The sequence below is a fragment of the Burkholderia pyrrocinia genome (genome assembly GCF_001028665.1).
Taxonomy (GTDB): Bacteria; Pseudomonadota; Gammaproteobacteria; order Burkholderiales; family Burkholderiaceae; genus Burkholderia; species Burkholderia pyrrocinia.
The window spans coordinates 764,006-780,274 of record NZ_CP011504.1; the positions used below are offsets into that span (position 1 = coordinate 764,006).

General features: G+C 63.1%; 17 protein-coding genes and 2 pseudogenes. 6 read left to right on the forward strand and 13 right to left on the reverse strand.

Going from position 1 to position 16,269, the window contains the following annotated elements:
* Positions 1–209 precede the first annotated feature (209 nt).
* Positions 210–395: pseudogene (locus tag ABD05_RS19645) on the reverse strand (porin); the annotation flags it as partial.
* 312 nt (positions 396–707) lie between these two features.
* Between ABD05_RS19645 and ABD05_RS19650 the strand changes: the two are divergent.
* On the forward strand, positions 708–1,298 hold the full coding sequence (locus ABD05_RS19650) for a GNAT family N-acetyltransferase (protein ID WP_047901812.1): 591 nt from the start codon (positions 708–710) through the stop codon (positions 1,296–1,298).
* A gap of 30 nt (positions 1,299–1,328) precedes the next feature.
* Here ABD05_RS19650 and tam read toward each other — a convergent pair whose 3' ends face one another.
* A complete protein-coding gene (tam, locus tag ABD05_RS19655; protein WP_047901813.1) occupies positions 1,329–2,114 on the reverse strand; it encodes a trans-aconitate 2-methyltransferase in 786 nt (261 codons plus the stop codon).
* 138 nt (positions 2,115–2,252) lie between these two features.
* Here tam and ABD05_RS19660 point away from each other — a divergent pair, with 138 nt between their 5' ends.
* The gene (locus tag ABD05_RS19660) at positions 2,253–3,149 is read left to right on the forward strand and encodes a LysR family transcriptional regulator (protein WP_047901814.1); all 897 of its coding nucleotides are present in this window, start codon (positions 2,253–2,255) and stop codon (positions 3,147–3,149) included.
* A gap of 348 nt (positions 3,150–3,497) precedes the next feature.
* On the opposite strand, the gene ABD05_RS19665 is transcribed toward ABD05_RS19660, so the two are convergent.
* From ABD05_RS19665 to ABD05_RS19680, 4 genes are all read right to left on the reverse strand, one after another.
* Complete coding sequence (locus tag ABD05_RS19665) at positions 3,498–4,400, reverse strand: LysR family transcriptional regulator (protein ID WP_047903658.1); 903 nt, start codon at positions 4,398–4,400, stop codon at positions 3,498–3,500.
* Between the two features lie 181 nt (positions 4,401–4,581).
* The gene (locus tag ABD05_RS19670; RefSeq protein ID WP_202967909.1) at positions 4,582–5,598 is read right to left on the reverse strand and encodes an NADP-dependent oxidoreductase; all 1,017 of its coding nucleotides are present in this window, start codon (positions 5,596–5,598) and stop codon (positions 4,582–4,584) included.
* 58 nt (positions 5,599–5,656) lie between these two features.
* The gene (locus ABD05_RS19675) at positions 5,657–6,088 is read right to left on the reverse strand and encodes a DoxX family protein (RefSeq protein WP_047901816.1); all 432 of its coding nucleotides are present in this window, start codon (positions 6,086–6,088) and stop codon (positions 5,657–5,659) included.
* Between the two features lie 55 nt (positions 6,089–6,143).
* Entirely contained in the window at positions 6,144–7,097 is a 954-nt protein-coding gene (locus tag ABD05_RS19680; RefSeq protein ID WP_238594170.1) for a pirin family protein, read from the reverse strand.
* On the opposite strand from ABD05_RS19680, the gene ABD05_RS19685 reads away from it, so the two are divergent.
* On the forward strand, positions 7,096–7,989 hold the full coding sequence (locus ABD05_RS19685; RefSeq protein WP_047901817.1) for a LysR family transcriptional regulator: 894 nt from the start codon (positions 7,096–7,098) through the stop codon (positions 7,987–7,989). The genes ABD05_RS19680 and ABD05_RS19685 overlap by 2 nt on opposite strands.
* Positions 7,990–8,075: 86 nt before the next feature.
* On the opposite strand, the gene ABD05_RS19690 is transcribed toward ABD05_RS19685, so the two are convergent.
* Entirely contained in the window at positions 8,076–8,678 is a 603-nt protein-coding gene (locus ABD05_RS19690; protein ID WP_047901818.1) for an NADPH-dependent F420 reductase, read from the reverse strand.
* A 381-nt stretch (positions 8,679–9,059) separates the two neighbouring features.
* On the opposite strand from ABD05_RS19690, the gene ABD05_RS19695 reads away from it, so the two are divergent.
* A complete protein-coding gene (locus ABD05_RS19695) occupies positions 9,060–9,671 on the forward strand; it encodes an FMN-dependent NADH-azoreductase (protein WP_047901819.1) in 612 nt (203 codons plus the stop codon).
* A 785-nt stretch (positions 9,672–10,456) separates the two neighbouring features.
* On the opposite strand, the gene cynS is transcribed toward ABD05_RS19695, so the two are convergent.
* Together cynS and ABD05_RS19705 are read right to left on the reverse strand one after the other, a co-directional pair.
* Positions 10,457–10,927 carry a cyanase gene (gene cynS, locus ABD05_RS19700; protein WP_047901820.1) on the reverse strand — a complete coding sequence of 157 codons (471 nt, stop codon included), beginning with the start codon at positions 10,925–10,927 and terminating at the stop codon, positions 10,457–10,459.
* A 30-nt stretch (positions 10,928–10,957) separates the two neighbouring features.
* Complete coding sequence (locus ABD05_RS19705) at positions 10,958–11,617, reverse strand: carbonic anhydrase (protein ID WP_047901821.1); 660 nt, start codon at positions 11,615–11,617, stop codon at positions 10,958–10,960.
* A gap of 113 nt (positions 11,618–11,730) precedes the next feature.
* On the opposite strand from ABD05_RS19705, the gene cynR reads away from it, so the two are divergent.
* Positions 11,731–12,663 (forward strand): transcriptional regulator CynR, encoded by a 933-nt coding sequence (cynR, locus tag ABD05_RS19710; RefSeq protein WP_047901822.1) that lies wholly within the window; start codon positions 11,731–11,733, stop codon positions 12,661–12,663.
* Positions 12,664–12,705: 42 nt separating this feature from the next.
* Here the strand turns inward: cynR and ABD05_RS19715 are convergent, their stop codons facing one another.
* Entirely contained in the window at positions 12,706–12,906 is a 201-nt protein-coding gene (locus tag ABD05_RS19715) for a hypothetical protein (protein WP_047901823.1), read from the reverse strand.
* 34 nt (positions 12,907–12,940) lie between these two features.
* On the reverse strand, positions 12,941–14,260 hold the full coding sequence (locus ABD05_RS19720) for a DUF3422 family protein (RefSeq protein ID WP_047901824.1): 1,320 nt from the start codon (positions 14,258–14,260) through the stop codon (positions 12,941–12,943).
* A gap of 129 nt (positions 14,261–14,389) precedes the next feature.
* Between ABD05_RS19720 and ABD05_RS19725 the strand changes: the two genes are divergently transcribed.
* Positions 14,390–15,265 carry a LysR family transcriptional regulator gene (locus ABD05_RS19725; protein ID WP_027782171.1) on the forward strand — a complete coding sequence of 292 codons (876 nt, stop codon included), beginning with the start codon at positions 14,390–14,392 and terminating at the stop codon, positions 15,263–15,265.
* Between the two features lie 36 nt (positions 15,266–15,301).
* Here ABD05_RS19725 and ABD05_RS19730 read toward each other — a convergent pair.
* Both ABD05_RS19730 and ABD05_RS19735 read right to left on the reverse strand, forming a co-directional pair.
* Positions 15,302–15,514: pseudogene (locus ABD05_RS19730) on the reverse strand (hypothetical protein); the annotation flags it as partial.
* Positions 15,515–15,658: 144 nt separating this feature from the next.
* Positions 15,659–16,009 carry a hypothetical protein gene (locus ABD05_RS19735; protein WP_047901825.1) on the reverse strand — a complete coding sequence of 117 codons (351 nt, stop codon included), beginning with the start codon at positions 16,007–16,009 and terminating at the stop codon, positions 15,659–15,661.
* Between the last annotated feature and the right edge of the window lie 260 nt (positions 16,010–16,269).

The following is a 16,269-nucleotide window of genomic DNA, read 5'->3' on the forward strand; positions in this document are numbered from 1 at the left end:
CGTGCTGGTGAAGGTGGGGTGATGGGGTCGATCGTCGCTTCGATATGCGCCGGTAAATATATCGCTTTCCGGGCCGGCGCGTTGCCCACGCGTTCCGTCATCCACAGCGAAACGAGCGCTCCGATGGCGCGCCCGCTGTCGTGCCGGTACCGGTTCCGGACGTCGCGACGGGCGCTGCGCGCGTCGGCAACGCCCGTCCGCCCGGTCGATCAAAACTTGTGACGCAGGCCGATCCGCGTGACGAACTGCGTGTTCGCGCCCGCGCTGCCGATGAACGACGGCGACGAGCCGATCTCGGCCCGCACCGGCACCGCGCGACCGTTGATCGTGTTGCTGCCCGACGCCTTCCGGCAGGCCGCGCTCACGTACACGTCCGTGCGCTTCGACAGCGCAAACACGATGCATGGCGCCGCCGTCAAATAGATGACAGCACCGGGCCGACATCGAAATCCAGCATAATCCGGCGGTTGAACCAGCGCCGCAGCCGGCGCGCGAACGGCGCACACGTTTGCGGCGTCGTCCGGTTCACGGCTTGCCCGCGTTCGGCAACCGTGGATACAGCCGGTCCGTGCCGGTTTCGCGCGCGACAAATCATGCAGGTGCAAAAAGACGAACGAGGAACGGACGCGATCCGGTGCGCATCATGGCGCCGACGATCGCGTCATGCACAAGACCACACCATCCCGCCGACGACAGGACACCGACACATGGACCGAACCGAGCACATCAGCATCGAACCGGCGAGCGGGCTTCCCGCCGACGAACTGGAACGATGCGACTTCTCGTTCGACATCGCATGGGAGCTGAATCCGCCATATCAGGACTTGCTCGATCTTCGCGCGCTGCCGGTACGGCGCAAGGACTACGGCTTCGATCCGGCCGGCTGGGCAAACCAATCATCTGGCAAAACGGCGCTCTTTCGCGCGACGGCCGGCGGGCGGCTAGCCGGATTCGTGGCAATCGCGGAGAGCTGGAACGGGATGGCCGAAATCGCAGAGCTGGCCGTCGACCGCCATTGCCGGCGCCAGGGGATCGGGCAGTTCCTGCTGGCGGCAGCAGAAGCATGGGCGCGCAACCAGGGGTTCGGCTTCATGCGGCTGGAAACGCAGGCGAACAATGTCGCGGCCTGCAGCACGTATGCTCGCACGGGCTTCGTGCTCGGCGGCCACGATCGCTTGCTGTACGCGGATGGCGACAACGACGGGGACGTCGCGCTGTTCTGGTACAAGGACCTGCGCGACGGGCAGACCGCACGAAGCCGCACGGTCGACCCGGAATCGGTGCGGCCGGTGCGCTGACGCAGCGTCGCCCAACGCGTCATTGCTGCATCACTTCCGCGTCGCCACGATGAACAGGCGCGGGAACGGCAGCAGCACGGTGCCGTCGGCAAGTGCCGGATAGCCGTTCGGGCCGGCGAGCGCGTCGCGATAGCGCGCGAGGAACGCACGCTGTTCGTCGTCATCGAGCGCCGCGAGGAACGGCCGCAACGCACTGCCCTTGAACCATTCGACGACCGCGTCCGCGCCGCCGCGCAGCGGGTGGTAGTAGGTCGTGCGCCACACGTCCACGCGCGAACACAGTGGCGACAGCAGCGCGTAGTAATAGCGCGCGTCGAACCGTTCGGTGCGCGCCGCGCCTTTCAGCTTGTCCGCCCACGCCCCGGCCGCGGCGACTTCGCGCATCAGCCGGTGCGCCGGTTCGTCGAGGTTGTTGGGCATCTGCACGGCGAGGTGGCCGCCCGGCGCGAGCCGACCGACGAGCGTCGGAAACAGCGTGTCGTGCGCGGGCACCCATTGCAGCACCGCGTTCGACAGGATCAGGTCATAGCCGCCCGGATCGTCCCACGTGGCCACATCCGCGATATCGAAACGCAACGCCGGCAGGCGCTTGCGCGCGGCCTCGATCATGTCCGCCGACGCATCGATCCCGTGGATCGTCGCGTCGGGTGCGCGTGCGATCAGCGCTTCGGTCGAATTGCCGGGCCCGCAGCCGATATCGACCGCCGTGCGGATCGGCGTGCGCGGCACCGCGGCCAGCAGGTCGCGCACCGGCCGCGTGCGTTCGTCCTCGAATTGCACATACTGGTTCGCGTATTGATCGAGTGGGGTCGTCACGATGGTTCTCCTGGTCGGCATGGGCGGCGTCGCCGCATCCGGGCGCGGGATGCATGCGGCCGCCGATGCAGCGCATTCTGCGACCGACGCCGCACTTCAGTAAAATGAATTTAATATCGTGATTGATTCAAATTTCTGATGAAGATCGATACGCTCGGTGTCCAGGCTTTCGTCGCGATCGCCGACGGCGGCAGCTTCCGGCAGGCGGCCGACACGCTGCATGTGACGCAGACGGCGATCACGCAACGGCTGCGCAAGCTCGAGTCGTTTCTCGGCGTCGCGCTGGTCGAACGCACGACGCGCCGCACCACGCTGACCGAGATCGGCCGGCGCTTCCTGCCGCAGGCACGGCGGCTGCTGAACGAGCTGTCCGACGCGCTGACCGAAATCCGCGAGACGGGCCTGAGCCAGCGCGGCGACGTCACGATCGCGTGCGTGCCGACGGTCGGCGTGCAATACCTGCCGCGCATCCTGCGCGCGTTCTCCGGGCACCGGCCGCACGATCGGGTGAAGATCCTCGATCACGCGTCGGCGTCGGTGCTGCAGGCCGTGCTGCGCCGCGAAGCCGAATTCGGCATCAGCATCGCCGGCGACCAGCACCCCGAACTCGTCAGCGTGCCGCTCACGAACGACCCGTATGTGCTCGTCTGCCGCGACGATCATCCGCTCGCGAAGCGGCGACGCATCCGCTGGGCGGCGCTGCAGCCGCATCCGCTGATCTTCGCCGGCGAAGTGAGCGGCAATCGTGGGCTGCTCGAAGGTGCGCTGAAAACCAGTGGCGTATCGCTGCATTCGTTCTACGAGGTGCAGCGCAGTTCGACCGCGCTCGGGCTCGTCGCGGAAGGGCTCGGCGCCGCCGTGGTGCCGAAGCTCGCGATCCAGAAGAACGCGTATCCGATGATCCGCATGATCGAACTCGTCGAGCCGTCGGTGTCGCGCACGCTCGTGCTCGTCACGCGCAAGAGCGCGCAACTGTCGCCTGCCGCGCGGGCGCTCTACGACATGATCGTCGAGCGCGCGACGCCGGGGCGGTGATGCGCGAGCGGTACGGGTATTGCGCGTGCCGTCATCCAGAGCCTGAAGCTTGGTTCGCAGTACTCCACAAGCCATACGCGGCCACGAAGTGCCATGACGTCCTTGTCGAGCCATCGTATGACCCTTTGAGGTAACGGGAGGCGTAGCGCGACGGCACCTTACCTGACGTCCACTTTGATCAAGGATTCGTACCCATGGCGACAAACGCTCTACTCCAATATCTGAAACTCGTCCTATCCACCGCCGATCTCATCGCCGATCATTCGACCCTGTCGGTCGAACACATTGCGGACTGGATCAATCTTGATCGCGACTACCCGACGCCAAAGCTCAACGTTCGCGCGCTGATCACACACCCGACGATGTATCGAAAGTGGCCAGAAGGTGCTCAACGAACGTCCTCACCTTGGCCGGCAAGTGACGACGGCTCGGGTAAACAATGCCGACAGCGGGAGCAGGAGACGAATATCCAGTCAACACTGACTTCAACTCCCCGTTTTGAAGCTCCGACTCAATCAATGCCGGCGGAACAAAGCCGACCCCAGTTCCAGCCAGAATCATCTGCACAAGAAAATCCACGTTATTGACCACCAGAACTGGTTTGCAATCCAACCTCACTGTACCGCCATGGCCGGTGATTTTCAGTCCGGGCCCACTGGCATGCAAACCAGATGCCTTGATATACGAATGGCCTATCAGTTGCTCAGGATGCAGCGGCTCGCCACATCGCTCTAGGTATGCTGGCGATGCGCAAGCGATTAATGGGTCATCACAGATAGGGCGCGCGATGAAGCTCATATTCGACAACGTCGACAGATCGATAATACCGACATCGTATCCGTCGCGGACAATGTCGAACGGGCGATCTAGAAGGATTAGAGAGATCGATACGTCGGGGTATGTGTTGTGATAGCCGTACAAACACGAGGTAAGGTACCGAAGCGAGAAGAAAGACGAAACCGCAACGCGCAATGTCCCAATCGGTTTCAGTGACGACTCCGATATGGAGCGCTCAAGTTCGTCTAGCTTCGCTAGAATGTTCCGCATTCTCGCATAGTAGGTCCGTCCGAATTCCGTAACCGACACACTTCGCGTCTTGCGAACAAGCAGTTGTGCTCCTATTTGCTTTTCGAGCCAAACCACATGGCGGCTGATCGCCACATCAGAGACGCCCAATCGGTTAGCGACCCGCACAAAACTCTCGTCTTCCACGACCTGCAAGAAGAAACGTACGGATTGAATTTTGTCCATCTTGCATCTGATCCACTTAGGTTTCCCGGACCAGGTATAGAGCGAGTTTTCCGTCGTTTCGATCGCGGCGGCAAGGCTCAATCCACGTCCGCAAGTCATCGTCGGTGATTGCCGCTTCCATCCTTAAGATATTCCGCGAGAGGAACGCCTCATCCGCTTGTACGTACCGTTCGTTGTAAATTTAGGAGAGCAGGACGATTTTCCCGGTCGTCCGTCCGCTCATGATCGCGCGATGAGCATCCGCGGCGCGATTCAGCGGAAAGGTCTCGCTGACACTGACGCGCAGTGTGCCAGTCGCAGCCGCAACAACCAGCCTCAGGCGCGCCGCGTAACGGATATCCTGCCCGGGATCGGCGCCAGGAACGCCGCCAAGCAGCTTCACGCCCGCAAGGCTTCCCCGGGCAAACCCGGCGATCGTCGCAATGCGCGAGCGATCGGAAACTACCTCCAGCGACGTGTCGATTGCTTCGTCGGATCCCACCATATCCGCAGCCGCATTGACGCCTTGAGGGGCTGCAGCCCTGACTCGATCCGCCAAGCCTGGTCCATATGCGACCGGGATCGCGCCGAGTGCGCGCAACACGTCGCGCTTGCCGGGACTCGCGGTCCCGATCACCGTCGCGCCCCGCGCCACGGCCAATTGCACTGCGAGATGGCCTACGCCGCCAGCTGCGCCGTGAATCAACACGGTCTCGCCCTCCTCAAGCGCGACGGCCTCCAAGGCATGAACCGCGGTAGTACCCGCGGCAAGCAACCCGCCGGCCTGATCCCACGGTAGATTCGCGGGCTTGGCCAGCACCGACGACGCAGGAACGACTAACTGCGTTGCATATGCGCCCGGCGCACGATACACCAGCACCTCGTCGCCCACTGATATCGGGCCGGTTGGCCCCACGGCCCCTTCCCCCGTGGCCGTCACGACACCGGCCGCTTCGAAGCCGATTCGGAGCGGTAGATTTGCCGGATTGGTACCGAATCCACCGCCATAGAGTTTGTAATCGATCGGATTCACCCCTGACGCGCGAATCGCGACACTCACCTGACCATGGCCAACTTTCGGTACCGGAACCTCACGCAGGGCAAGAACCTCGGGGCCGCCGTAAGCCATCGCGACGACAATCCTCGCACTCTCGGAGGTCTGGTTTTCATATGCTTCGGAGCTCATCGTTTTTGCCTTGTCATCATCTTCGAATTTCAAGCCGCAAACACCTGACCGGGATATCGATGCGATCTCGACGTCATTTCATTGGGCCCCGTTATCGAGACACCCCAAGCTTTCCGCTCCCCCTGGCAATACGCTGATCGATACTGAACGCGCCCGCACCATTTGCAACGATCTGCAGCAGCCCGCCAGCAATGGCCACGTCCTTGAAGAAATGGAAAAGCTGATTCTGATCGCCTAGCGCATGGTGGAAGATCAGCGCGGTGACCACCGAATAAACGGCGAGTAACGCAGCCACAAGGCGGACTCGATAGCCGGCGACGAGAAGACCGCCTCCGGCCAGCTCGAGAATCAGTGCCCCCAAAAAGCCGAGCGTAGGCGCCGGCAGGCCAATCGACTCGATATAGCCGATCGTCGCCCCGGGGGCCGCGAGCTTGCCCAGTCCGCTGATCAGGAAGAGGAGTGCGATCAAGACACGCCCTACCAGCGGAAGGGCCAGCGTGAGATTCGAGTTCTTCGTTTCCATGAAATGCAATCCCAATCAAATTTAAAAAATATGAACTGCTCGAACTTCCCTTATCTCAGCGCGCTCGCCAATCCGACGCGCTGCCGATTCGATCGATTTCGGCCTCGCCCTTTCGGAGTGCATCGACCGACGTGTGAACAGAGTAATTGCCGACCACGAGATCGTACGGATGAGGAACAGCGGAGCCCACGAGAATGTCCGCGTCGCTTCCGGCCGTGAATACGATCGTGCCGTCAGATTCATCGAACACGACCAGATCGCTACCGATCGACATGCCGTTGGCCGTCACCGAACCGGATCCCGCATGTGCCCACGCGACCGTTTGCCCAGACGGCGGCTGAAATCGCCAGGTCTTGCCGGCCCGCAACCGGACATGCAGCAAGGTGACGCCTTCCGTCGATGCAACGGGACTCCGAACGCCGGCGAGATCGCCGAAAAGCACGCGCGCGGGACCGACACCGGGAATCGATCCAGCGGGCACTTGTTGACTGAACGCGGGACCGTTCTCCTGATCGGGCGGCAATGCAATCCAGACTTGATAGCCTCGGAGGCGTTCGTTTCCGACGGCGCTTCCGTCATGCCAGACGCCATTCCCGGCCTGCAACCATTCCACGTCGCCTTTCCGCATGATTCCCGATGCACCGGTCGTATCCTGGTATCGTGCCTCACCGTTCAACACTATGCTGGCGGTCGCGATGCCCGAGTGAGGATGAATCCGGAACAGTTCGTCGCGTGTCGGCGCGAAATCGAAGTAATCGACGAACACAAACGGCTTGATTCGCCGCCCGATATCCGTCGGGCTGACCAGCCTCAGGATGGAACCCAGCTGGTAGCCAGCAGTGCGCAGCGTGATCCTGCGCACCCGAGGGGCGGCGACCGGCTGCTCGATACTGTCGACGAGTGAACTCATCATATCCTCCCGCAATTGCGATACGGTCAGATTAAGTCGTTGACCTCGGAACGGATAGCCGATATTTTTCGATGAAACCCATCCGATTCCCAGATACATGCTCGAAGCCCTCTCGCTCGACCAGTTGAGGACCTTTATTGCCGCGGCTGACGAAGGCAGCTTTTCGGCTGCGGGCCGAAAGCTGCGGCGCGCCCAGTCGGTCGTGAGCCAAACGCTCGCAAATCTTGAATCCCAGCTCGACATTCAGTTATTCGACCGCAGCAGCCGCTATCCGCGGCTGACGGAAGAAGGCAGAGCGTTGCTCGCGCAGGCGCGCCTCGTGGTCGGCAGCATGGATTCGTTCAAATCGCAGGCACGCGCGATCGCGGAAGGGCTGGAGCCCGAACTCTCGGTCGTCATGGACGTGATGTTTCCGATGGAGAAGCTGACTCATGCCGTCGGCGGATTTCGCATCGCATTTCCCGACACGCCGCTGCGCCTCTACGTGGAGGCATTGGGCGCGGTGGTGCAACCCGTGCTCGACGGCACGTGCAGACTCGGCATCAGCGGCTCGATGCCCGACGTACCCGAGACCGTCGGCGCCGAACATCTGCTCGAAGTACCCATGGTAACGGTCGCCGCCCCGACTCATCCGCTCTCGCGGCATGAACACGTGATCCAGTCCGACGAGCTGGACGAGCATGTTCAACTCGTCTTGACCGATCGCAGTGCTCTGACCGACGGGAAATTGTTCGGTGTCTATTCATCGCTCACGTGGCGGCTGGCCGATCTGGGTGCCAAGCACGCATTCCTGAAGGCGGGGTTCGGCTGGGGGCACATGCCGGAAGCGATGGTGCGGGACGATATCGACGCCGGACGTCTCGTCAGATTAAGCCTCGGCATCCTGTTTCCTCGCATCCATGCAATGCCGATGCTGGGGATATACCGCAAAGACACGCCACCGGGGCCAGCGGGTCGATGGCTGCTCGAACAGCTCAAAGTTCCCTGCTAGCAGGCCCGACGCGTCCCGAATCAAACGCGGTACGACGTGTACGTGATCTTCGTTGCGGCCTTCCTTGGCATATCCCGCCCATGAAGCTAGGGATATCGAACGAGATTGCGCGAAGGAAGCGGCCCTCCTGGAAATTGGAAGAGCCGTCCACCGGTGACAAGCGTGCCGAGATCGATCCCGAAAAAGTCCAGCCGCTCGATCAACTGAGCGACGGTGGCCTTCGCGGCCCCGTCGTCGCCTGCATAGAACAAAACGCGCTGCCCGCCCTCCGCACGAGGATCGCTGGACAGTAATATCGGCTTCAAGTGATTGAAGGCTTTCACCACTTTGGCGCCGGGCACCCATTCCCGAAACACCTCGCTCGATGTGCGCCCACCCAAATCAGCTACGTTGAGCGGCATCCCCTCCAGTGGGTTGTTGGTGTCGATCACAATTCGGCCGGCAAAATTGGGCAATCCCGCCAACGCCGTGGATAGCTTTGACCAATTTACCGCCACGAAAACAATTTCCTGAGCAGCAGCTTCTTCACGAGTACCGGCTTGGATGGTCGGACCAAACCTGTCGACTAGTTTCTGGAGTGATGCCGGTCCGCGGCTATTGGCGACGACGGCGTGTATTCCTTTTCGCGAGAGCGCTTCGGCAATCGCGGATCCGATTGCACCGGCACCGATTATTCCAATCTTATTCATCAGGATTCTCTATTCCTTACATCACTATCTACAGAGGTTAATTTCGTCGTCGGCGCGTCGCCAATCATTCGACGAGGTCTTCGTCGATGCGTTTGCGCCACCCGTCGATGGACACCTCAGTCTATGCAGACGCATGGATCATGAGCAACTCTGATTTCTCGATGGCTTCCATCGAGAAATCAGATATCCCGGAAAATGTTGACAGTCTTGTCGCAAACAACGATCGGCCCCGATTCATCAGGCTCACCCATCGTATTCCGATATAGGTTGCATCGATATATTGTGGATACCTCAGCAAGCCGGCATGTGAGATAAGTATCACCGTTGATCGATCGATTCCGGTCGATTGAACCCTGTCAACCTTGTTCCGGGCTATCTATCGTGAATCTACTGCACATTGATTCAAGCATCCTGGGCGACCATTCGGTTAGCCGCAATCTTTCCGCCGACATCGTCGACCGCCTGAGCGTCCTGCACCCCCGAATTCGTGTCACGTATCGCGATCTTGAAAAGGACCCGGCACTTCACCTGTCCTCGACGCATGTATCCGCATCCCAGGGAAACGCCAACAGCGACGAAGCTTTGGCTAAAGACATCGCGCTTGGCGCTCAGTATCTGGACGATCTCTTCCCGGCGGATTTCATCGTGATCGGGTCGCCGATGTACAACTTCTCCATTTCGTCCCAGCTCAAGGCATGGATCGACCGTATCGTCGTGGCCGGGAAGACGTTCCGTTATGGACCGAATGGACCGGAAAGCCTTCTCCCCGAGGGCAAGAAAGTCTTCATCGCATCTTCCCGCGGTGGGCAATATACCGGCAACAGCCCGTCACGCGTACTGGATCACCAGGAAAGTTATCTCACCGGTATTCTGTCATTTATCGGACTGACCGATGTCACGATCGTCCGCGCCGAAGGATTGGCGCTCGGCGATGAAGCAAGGAATGCCGCCATTGCAAAAGCAAAACGCGAAATCTCCGAGTTCGTTTTCTGATTACAAACGGACGGCTCGTTAATAGATAGACGCTCATCGTCTTTAAATATCGCTTTCCTCATCCATTTTTTCAGGCACTGTGGCTCCTCTATGAACCCGGCCGGACCTCCCGCCCCGTGTCGGTGTGTTGCACCATTTCCCCCCCAGTGCCTCTATTGTCGGTTTACTCCGGGCCATGCTCCAACAATGCTTGATCGCCCTCGGAACCACAACCTTTTCCGACCGGCTTGCCGGTCGGTTTTTCTATGGCTCGCGCGACACACGTCCCCTGTTTCCTTCGGTGCAGCGTCGTCGCTTGACTCGTCGATGCACTCCAGCGTGGTCTCACCGCATCCGCCGCGTACGTAATGGAGATGACCCGCTTTCGTGGACACGATCTATTCTGACAAGGAGGAGGTACGGATCAACTCACGGCACGGTTCGAAGCCTGGCGCCGGTTCACCGAGGTGGCCCAAAATCCGTTCACCGATTGCTGATCGATCGTCTCATCGGCTCCCGATTCGTCGACCGGACCGACAACGTGACAGTGTCGTCTCCAGTGCGAATTTTTAAACCCGTCAAAAACTTTTTGGATCGCGAATTTCCGTTCCGGACATTGAACGGGATCGATGTTTAGGGAGGCGGGAAAACGGGGGCACGACACGGTCCCGCGTGGCAACACGGACACCCGGCGGCACAAAAGCCGCCGGGCGAAACGGAGGGTGGGGAAAACGAGCAGTTGGAGCCGGCGCGTCGCGCGACCTGCGCGGCACCGTCACCGCAGCACCGCGCCGGCGTCGGAACGGTCAGAACGGCTTGGTCGGCAGGTACTTGCCGTCGAGCGTGATCACCGCGCGCGAACCGCCTTCGGGATCGTCGACCTTCTTCACGTCGAGCCGGAAATTGATCGCGCTGATGATGCCGTCGCCGAACTTCTCGTGGACGAGCGCCTTCAGCGTCGTGCCGTACACCTGCAGCATTTCGTAGAAGCGGTAAATGGTCGGATCGGTCGGCACCCGATCGTCGATACTGCCGCGCAGCGGAATCGTCTGCAGCAGCAGCACCGCATCGTCGTCGAGGCCGAGCTTGTCGGCGACGACGCGCGCGGCGTCGGCCGGCAGCGCATGCTGGCCGAGCAGCGCGGCCGTGACGAACGCTTCGCTCAGGCCCGTGCCTTCGGTGAGCTGCGCGAACGACAGGTTCTTGCGCGCCTTCGCGAGGACGACGGTTTCTGCAAGCGCGTGACGGGCGGTCTGACTGTGCTGGGACTGGATCATGGTTATACCTCGTGGTTGGGTGGGAGCGATTCAGGCCGCGACCGGGAGCGTCGCGGGCGTGGCGCGGACTTCGGGATGGTCCGCCAGGGAGACGAACCGGCCGGTCGCGCCGTCATGGGCGTCGATGCAGCCGGATTCGATGTCGTAGACCCAGCCGTGCAGCGCGAGACGCCCTTCTTCGAGCGCGAGCCGCACGGCGGGGTGCGTCTTCAGGTTCGCGAGTTGCGCTACGACGTTCTCGCGCACCATCGAGTCGATTCGCTCGCGTTCGCTGCGATGCGTGCGCGCCTCGTTCACGACGCGCGCCGAATCGGCGTAGCGCAGCCAGTGGCCGACGGCCGGCATGTGATCCATGCACTGGCAGGTCGCGATCGCGGTCATCGCGCCGCAATCGGAATGCCCGCAGATCACGACGTCGGTCACGCGCAGCGCGGCCACCGCGTATTCGACCGACGCCGACACGCCGCCCGGCTCGGGGCCGTACGACGGCACGATGTTGCCGGCATTTCGGATCACGAACAGATCGCCCGGTTCGCGCTGCGTGACGAGTTCGGGCACGAGCCGGCTGTCCGAACACGAGATGAACAGCGCACGCGGGTTCTGGCTGCGCGCGAGATCGCGGAACAGCGCGGCGCGCTCCGGATAGGCGTGGCGCTGGAACTTCAGAAAGCCTTCGATGATCTCCTTCATCGCGTGTCCTCCGGTGTGGGCGAAATCGATGAAGGGCAGGTTACGCCGGACTTCCAATAACGTAAAAGACTGATTTATGATCCAGCGGATAAGCACGACTTATAGGAATCGCCATGCTGCTGCGCCATATCAACTACTTCCTGGCCGTCGCCGAACACCGCAGCTTCACGCGCGCGGCCGCCGCGCTGCACGTGTCGCAGCCCGCGCTGTCGCAGCAGATCCGCCAGCTCGAGGAGACGCTCGGCGCGCAACTGTTCGACCGCACCGGGCGCGTCACGCGGTTGACGGATGCCGGCGACGTGTATTTCCGCTATGCGCGGCAGGCGCTGCACGATCTCGCGGAAGGCCGGCGCGCCATTCACGACGTGCAGGATCTCAGCCGCGGCTCGCTGCGGATCGCGGTCACGCCGACCTTCACGAGCTATCTCGTCGGGCCGCTCGTCGAGGCGTTTCACGGCCGCTATCCGGATGTGTCGCTATCGGTGCGCGAGATGTCGCAGGAGCGCATCGAGGCGCTGCTCGTCGACGACGAGCTCGATGTCGGCATCGCGTTCGAGGAGGTGCAAACGTCGGACATCGAAGTGGAAACGCTGCTGGTCGAGACGCTTGCGCTCGTCGTGAACCGCCGGCACGCGCTCGCAGGGAAACGCAAGGCCGGCCTGCGCACGCTGCACGACGCGCCGCTCGTGCTGCTCACGGCCGAGTTCGCGACGCGCGCGCAGATCGACCGATATTTCCGCGAGCACGACGTGCGGCCGCGCGTGTTGATGGAGGCGAATTCGCTGGGTGCGGTGATCGAGATCGTGCGCCGCACGAATCTCGCGACGCTGCTGCCCGCGACGATCGCGACCGGGCACGACGATCTCGTCGCCGTCGCGCTCGATCCGGCCGTGCTGCGGCGCACGGCCGTGCTGCTGCAGCGCAAGGGCGCGTACCGGAGCGCGGCCGCGCGCGCGTTCGTCGAGCTGGCGCTCGCTCTGGGGGCGGGGAAAGCGAAGGGGGAAGGCGCTTCACGTCCGGCGCGCCGAAGGGCGGCCGGCAAATGAACGCCTGAATTACATCGAATCGAATCGACGCGAGGAAACGCGTCAGTTGTAGCCGAGGATCGCCACCGCCGCGACGTCCGGCCGATCGAGCGTATTCCCGACGAGCGACGTCATCGGCTCCTGCAGCACGGCCTGATACGAGCTCACGCGCGCCTCCTCCGGCACGCCCGCTTCATCCGATGCCGATTCGTCGAAGGCATCGAAACCGCTATAAAACCCCGGTTGTTTCTGCGAAAAAGTCATCTCCACTCCTTTCCTTGATTATGTTGTCGATGTTTTAACCAACTTGCTTCAAACCCGCCGTATGCACGGGCGTGCCGTCATGCACGGCCTCCGATCGTGCAAGCTGCGCGCGCGTGCGCCGCGTGATGTGAATCACCGCGAATACCACCGGCGCGATCAGCAGGCCTTCCGCCAGCTCCGGATCGACCGGCAGGTTCATCACGTGCAGCGCCTTGAACGCCGCCGTCGCAAGCGACAGCACGTAGTACGAAATAGCCGCCACCGACAGCCCTTCGACCGCGTGCTGCAGATGCAGCTGATTGCGCGCGGTGCGCTCCATGCCCGCCAGCAGGCGCGTCACGTCCTTTTCCTGCGCGAGGTTCACGCGCGTGCGCAGCAGGTCGACCGCGCGTGCGATCCGCGCGGCGATCTGCTCGTGGCGCGCCCACACGCTGCGGCACGTCTCCATCGCCGGCGCGAAGCGCCGCTCCATGAATTCGGCGATCGTCGGCATCCCTTCGATGCGCTCCTCGCGCAATTCCTGGATGCGCGCCAGCACGAGCTTTTCGTACGCGCGCGATGCACTGAACCGCGCGCCCGATCCCGACAGCGACTCGACCCGCACCGCGAGATGCGTGAGCTTGACGAGCAGCGCCGCGTCGTCACCATCGGCGCCGGTCGCGTCCATCCGCTGCATCAGTGCATGCAGTGCCGCGTGGATCTCGTCGAGTTCGCGGCTCATCCGGCGCGCGACGGGCAGCGCGAGCAGCGCCATCATCCGGTACGTTTCGATTTCATGGAGACGCTGCAGCAGGCGCCCGCCCTGCTCCTCGCGAAAATCCTCGTCGACGACGAGAAAGCGCATGAAGCCGTCGTCGCGCACGTGCCAGTCGCAGAACACCTTGCCGCCGCCAAGCACGTTGCTGCCGACGAGCGCGGGCCCGTCGATCCAGCGGCGCAGGTCGCCGCAGACGAGCCGCGCGGCATCGCCCGACAGCAACTCCATCCGCACCGCGACGAAGCGGATGCCGGCGAGCTGCGCGAACCATGCTGCCGGAATGCCCTCGATCGCGAGATCGTCGAAATAGCCGGTGTCGCGACGCGGCGCGACGAACGTAAAGGTCGAGAATTCGGTGTGACGTTCCCACTTCAGGTGCCAGCCGCACGGCGACTGCACCGCGTAGTGCGTCGCGCCTTCGTGCGGCGCGGTTATGCCGGTGTCGCGGCACAGCGCGTGCAGCAGCGTTTCGTGGATGTCAGGCTGGCCGTCCGCGTAGATCGCGTAATGCGTGAGCGACACGGCTTCGGCCAGCCGCAGGAACGGCCGCGCATGCAATTCCGCGGCCAGGGCGGCGCGCAACGGATGGTCCATCATCGATACACCACTCTTCCTTGTTCAAGCCTGCGTGCCGGGCAAAACGCCAGCGTGATCGCACTATGGCAGACACACAGCAACAATAAAAACGCATAATGCTGATCGTTACGTTCAGTTTTCCTGATACCCATGAAGATGCTCGATCACGACGTGCTGGCCACCGTCGTCGCCGTCGCGGAGACGGGCAACATGACCCGCGCCGCCGAGGCCGTGAACCGCTCGCAGTCGGCCGTGAGCATGCAGATCAAGAGCCTGGAAGACGCGATCGGGCGGCCGCTGTTCGTGCGCAAGCCGCGCAGCATCGTGCTGACGCGCGAGGGCGAGGTGCTGCTGGGATTCGCCAGACGAATGCTGGCGCTGCGCGACGAGGCCTGGGCGGCCGTGGTGCGGCCGGAAGTGACCGGCAAGGTCGTGATCGGCGTGCCGGACGACTATGCGTCGTCGCTGCTGCCGTCGGTCCTGAAGAAATTCTCGGCGACCTACCCGAAGGTCGAGATCCAGGTGATGGGGCTGCCGAGCAGCGCGCTCGCGCCGCTGATCAAGGAAGGCACCGTCGATCTCGTGTGCGGCACGCGCATCAAGGGGCTGACCGGCGACTTCATCCGCCACGAGCCGATGGCGTGGGCCGCGATGACGAACGGGCCGCGCGTGTGGGAAGAACGGCCGCTGCCGATCGCGGTGTTCATGCCGGGCAGCGTCGCGCGCGAGAACGCGATCCGCAGCCTCGAACGCGCGAAGGTGCCGTATCGCACCTCGTATGAAAGCCCGAGCCTGCTCGGGCTGCTCAGCATGGTCGAGGCCGGCCTCGCGGTCGCGCCGCTCGCGCGCTGCGCGATTCCCGCGCAACTGTCGATGCTCGGCCGCTCGCACGGGCTGCCCGACCTGCCGCCGCTCGAACTGATCCTGGCGCGCAGCACGAAATCGAAGCGGCCGCCGTGCGACTTCCTCGCGGAACAGTTGATGGAGGATCTGCAGCGGCAGACCGGGCAAACCGGCGACGCGTGATCAACGCGTCGCGCCAAACCCCGCCGCGGCCAGCGCCGCATTGACGTTCGCCGCGACCGCATCGACGCGCTCGGTGTCGACCGACCACTGATGGCCGTCGGGCACGACGATCGCCTGATGCAGCAGCACTTCGGCCACGCGAACCGTCGTCATGAGCTGCCGCGCAAGCTGCCGGCCCGACGGCAGCGACGCGGTCCGCACGCGTCGGCTTGCCGGCCGCGCGGTACGCACTTCTTCGGTGAGGTACATGAACCCTCCGTATTCAGGATCGGCGCCGCGCGCGACGCGGCGCACGAACATCCGCCGCCGGCCGGCGGACAGCACCGCGACCGGCGATCCGGCCGCGAATCGATCGAGCAACAAGCAACGAACGCGCAATAACCGTTCGCGTGCTCACCGGGCCTGCGGCCTGACGCGCAACCGGCGCGCGACGGGCCCGATCACCGCATCGGCCTGCTGCGCGATCAGCGTGTGCAACGTGAAGTCCAGATCTTCCGGCGCGATCTCGAAGTGCACATGGATCACGTCGCGCACGGCGCGCGCGCTGACGACATACACGCCGAGCGGCGAATGCAGCAGCGCCGCGAGGCGGGCGCGCGCGAGTTCGCCGGAGTCGGCCGTCAGCGTGACGGGCAACTGCAGGCGCGGGCGCGCAGGCGGGAACGGAATGACGTTGTTGCGTGCGCCGGCGCGCAACCGGCGGCCGGCGACATCGAAGGCGGGAACGGGATGGATGAAGGTCATGGAGCGGACGGAAGCCGTCTCGGCTGTTCGACACATGACCAGCTTAGAAGACGACACATAAACGCCGTGCAAAAAACGGCATGTGGAACGCTGCCTGCCGTCAGCGGGCCGGGTGGCGAGCGGTGGGCGGTGGGCGACATGCGCCAGGATCGAGCCGGTCGCCTCGCGTCAGGCTCGTCCGCGCTCCGGTCTCTCCGGTCTCTCCGGTCTCTCCGGTCTCTCCGGTCTCTCCGGTCTCTCCGGTCTCTCCGGTCTCTCCG

Excerpts from the sequence above, each read along its gene's own strand:
- ABD05_RS19725 (WP_027782171.1), top strand. The coding sequence starts at position 14,390 with ATGAAGATGCTCGATCACGACGTGCTGGCCACCGTCGTCGCCGTCGCG.
- ABD05_RS19715 (WP_047901823.1), bottom strand. The coding sequence starts at position 12,906 with ATGACTTTTTCGCAGAAACAACCGGGGTTTTATAGCGGTTTCGATGCC.
- ABD05_RS19665 (WP_047903658.1), bottom strand. The coding sequence starts at position 4,400 with ATGGACAAAATTCAATCCGTACGTTTCTTCTTGCAGGTCGTGGAAGAC.
- ABD05_RS19705 (WP_047901821.1), bottom strand. The coding sequence starts at position 11,617 with ATGAAGGAGATCATCGAAGGCTTTCTGAAGTTCCAGCGCCACGCCTAT.
- ABD05_RS19685 (WP_047901817.1), top strand. The coding sequence starts at position 7,096 with ATGCTCGAAGCCCTCTCGCTCGACCAGTTGAGGACCTTTATTGCCGCG.
- ABD05_RS19720 (WP_047901824.1), bottom strand. The coding sequence starts at position 14,260 with ATGATGGACCATCCGTTGCGCGCCGCCCTGGCCGCGGAATTGCATGCG.
- ABD05_RS19650 (WP_047901812.1), top strand. The coding sequence starts at position 708 with ATGGACCGAACCGAGCACATCAGCATCGAACCGGCGAGCGGGCTTCCC.
- ABD05_RS19690 (WP_047901818.1), bottom strand. The coding sequence starts at position 8,678 with ATGAATAAGATTGGAATAATCGGTGCCGGTGCAATCGGATCCGCGATT.
- cynS (WP_047901820.1), bottom strand. The coding sequence starts at position 10,927 with ATGATCCAGTCCCAGCACAGTCAGACCGCCCGTCACGCGCTTGCAGAA.
- cynR (WP_047901822.1), top strand. The coding sequence starts at position 11,731 with ATGCTGCTGCGCCATATCAACTACTTCCTGGCCGTCGCCGAACACCGC.
- ABD05_RS19735 (WP_047901825.1), bottom strand. The coding sequence starts at position 16,009 with ATGACCTTCATCCATCCCGTTCCCGCCTTCGATGTCGCCGGCCGCCGG.
- ABD05_RS19660 (WP_047901814.1), top strand. The coding sequence starts at position 2,253 with ATGAAGATCGATACGCTCGGTGTCCAGGCTTTCGTCGCGATCGCCGAC.
- ABD05_RS19680 (WP_238594170.1), bottom strand. The coding sequence starts at position 7,097 with ATGTATCTGGGAATCGGATGGGTTTCATCGAAAAATATCGGCTATCCG.
- ABD05_RS19675 (WP_047901816.1), bottom strand. The coding sequence starts at position 6,088 with ATGGAAACGAAGAACTCGAATCTCACGCTGGCCCTTCCGCTGGTAGGG.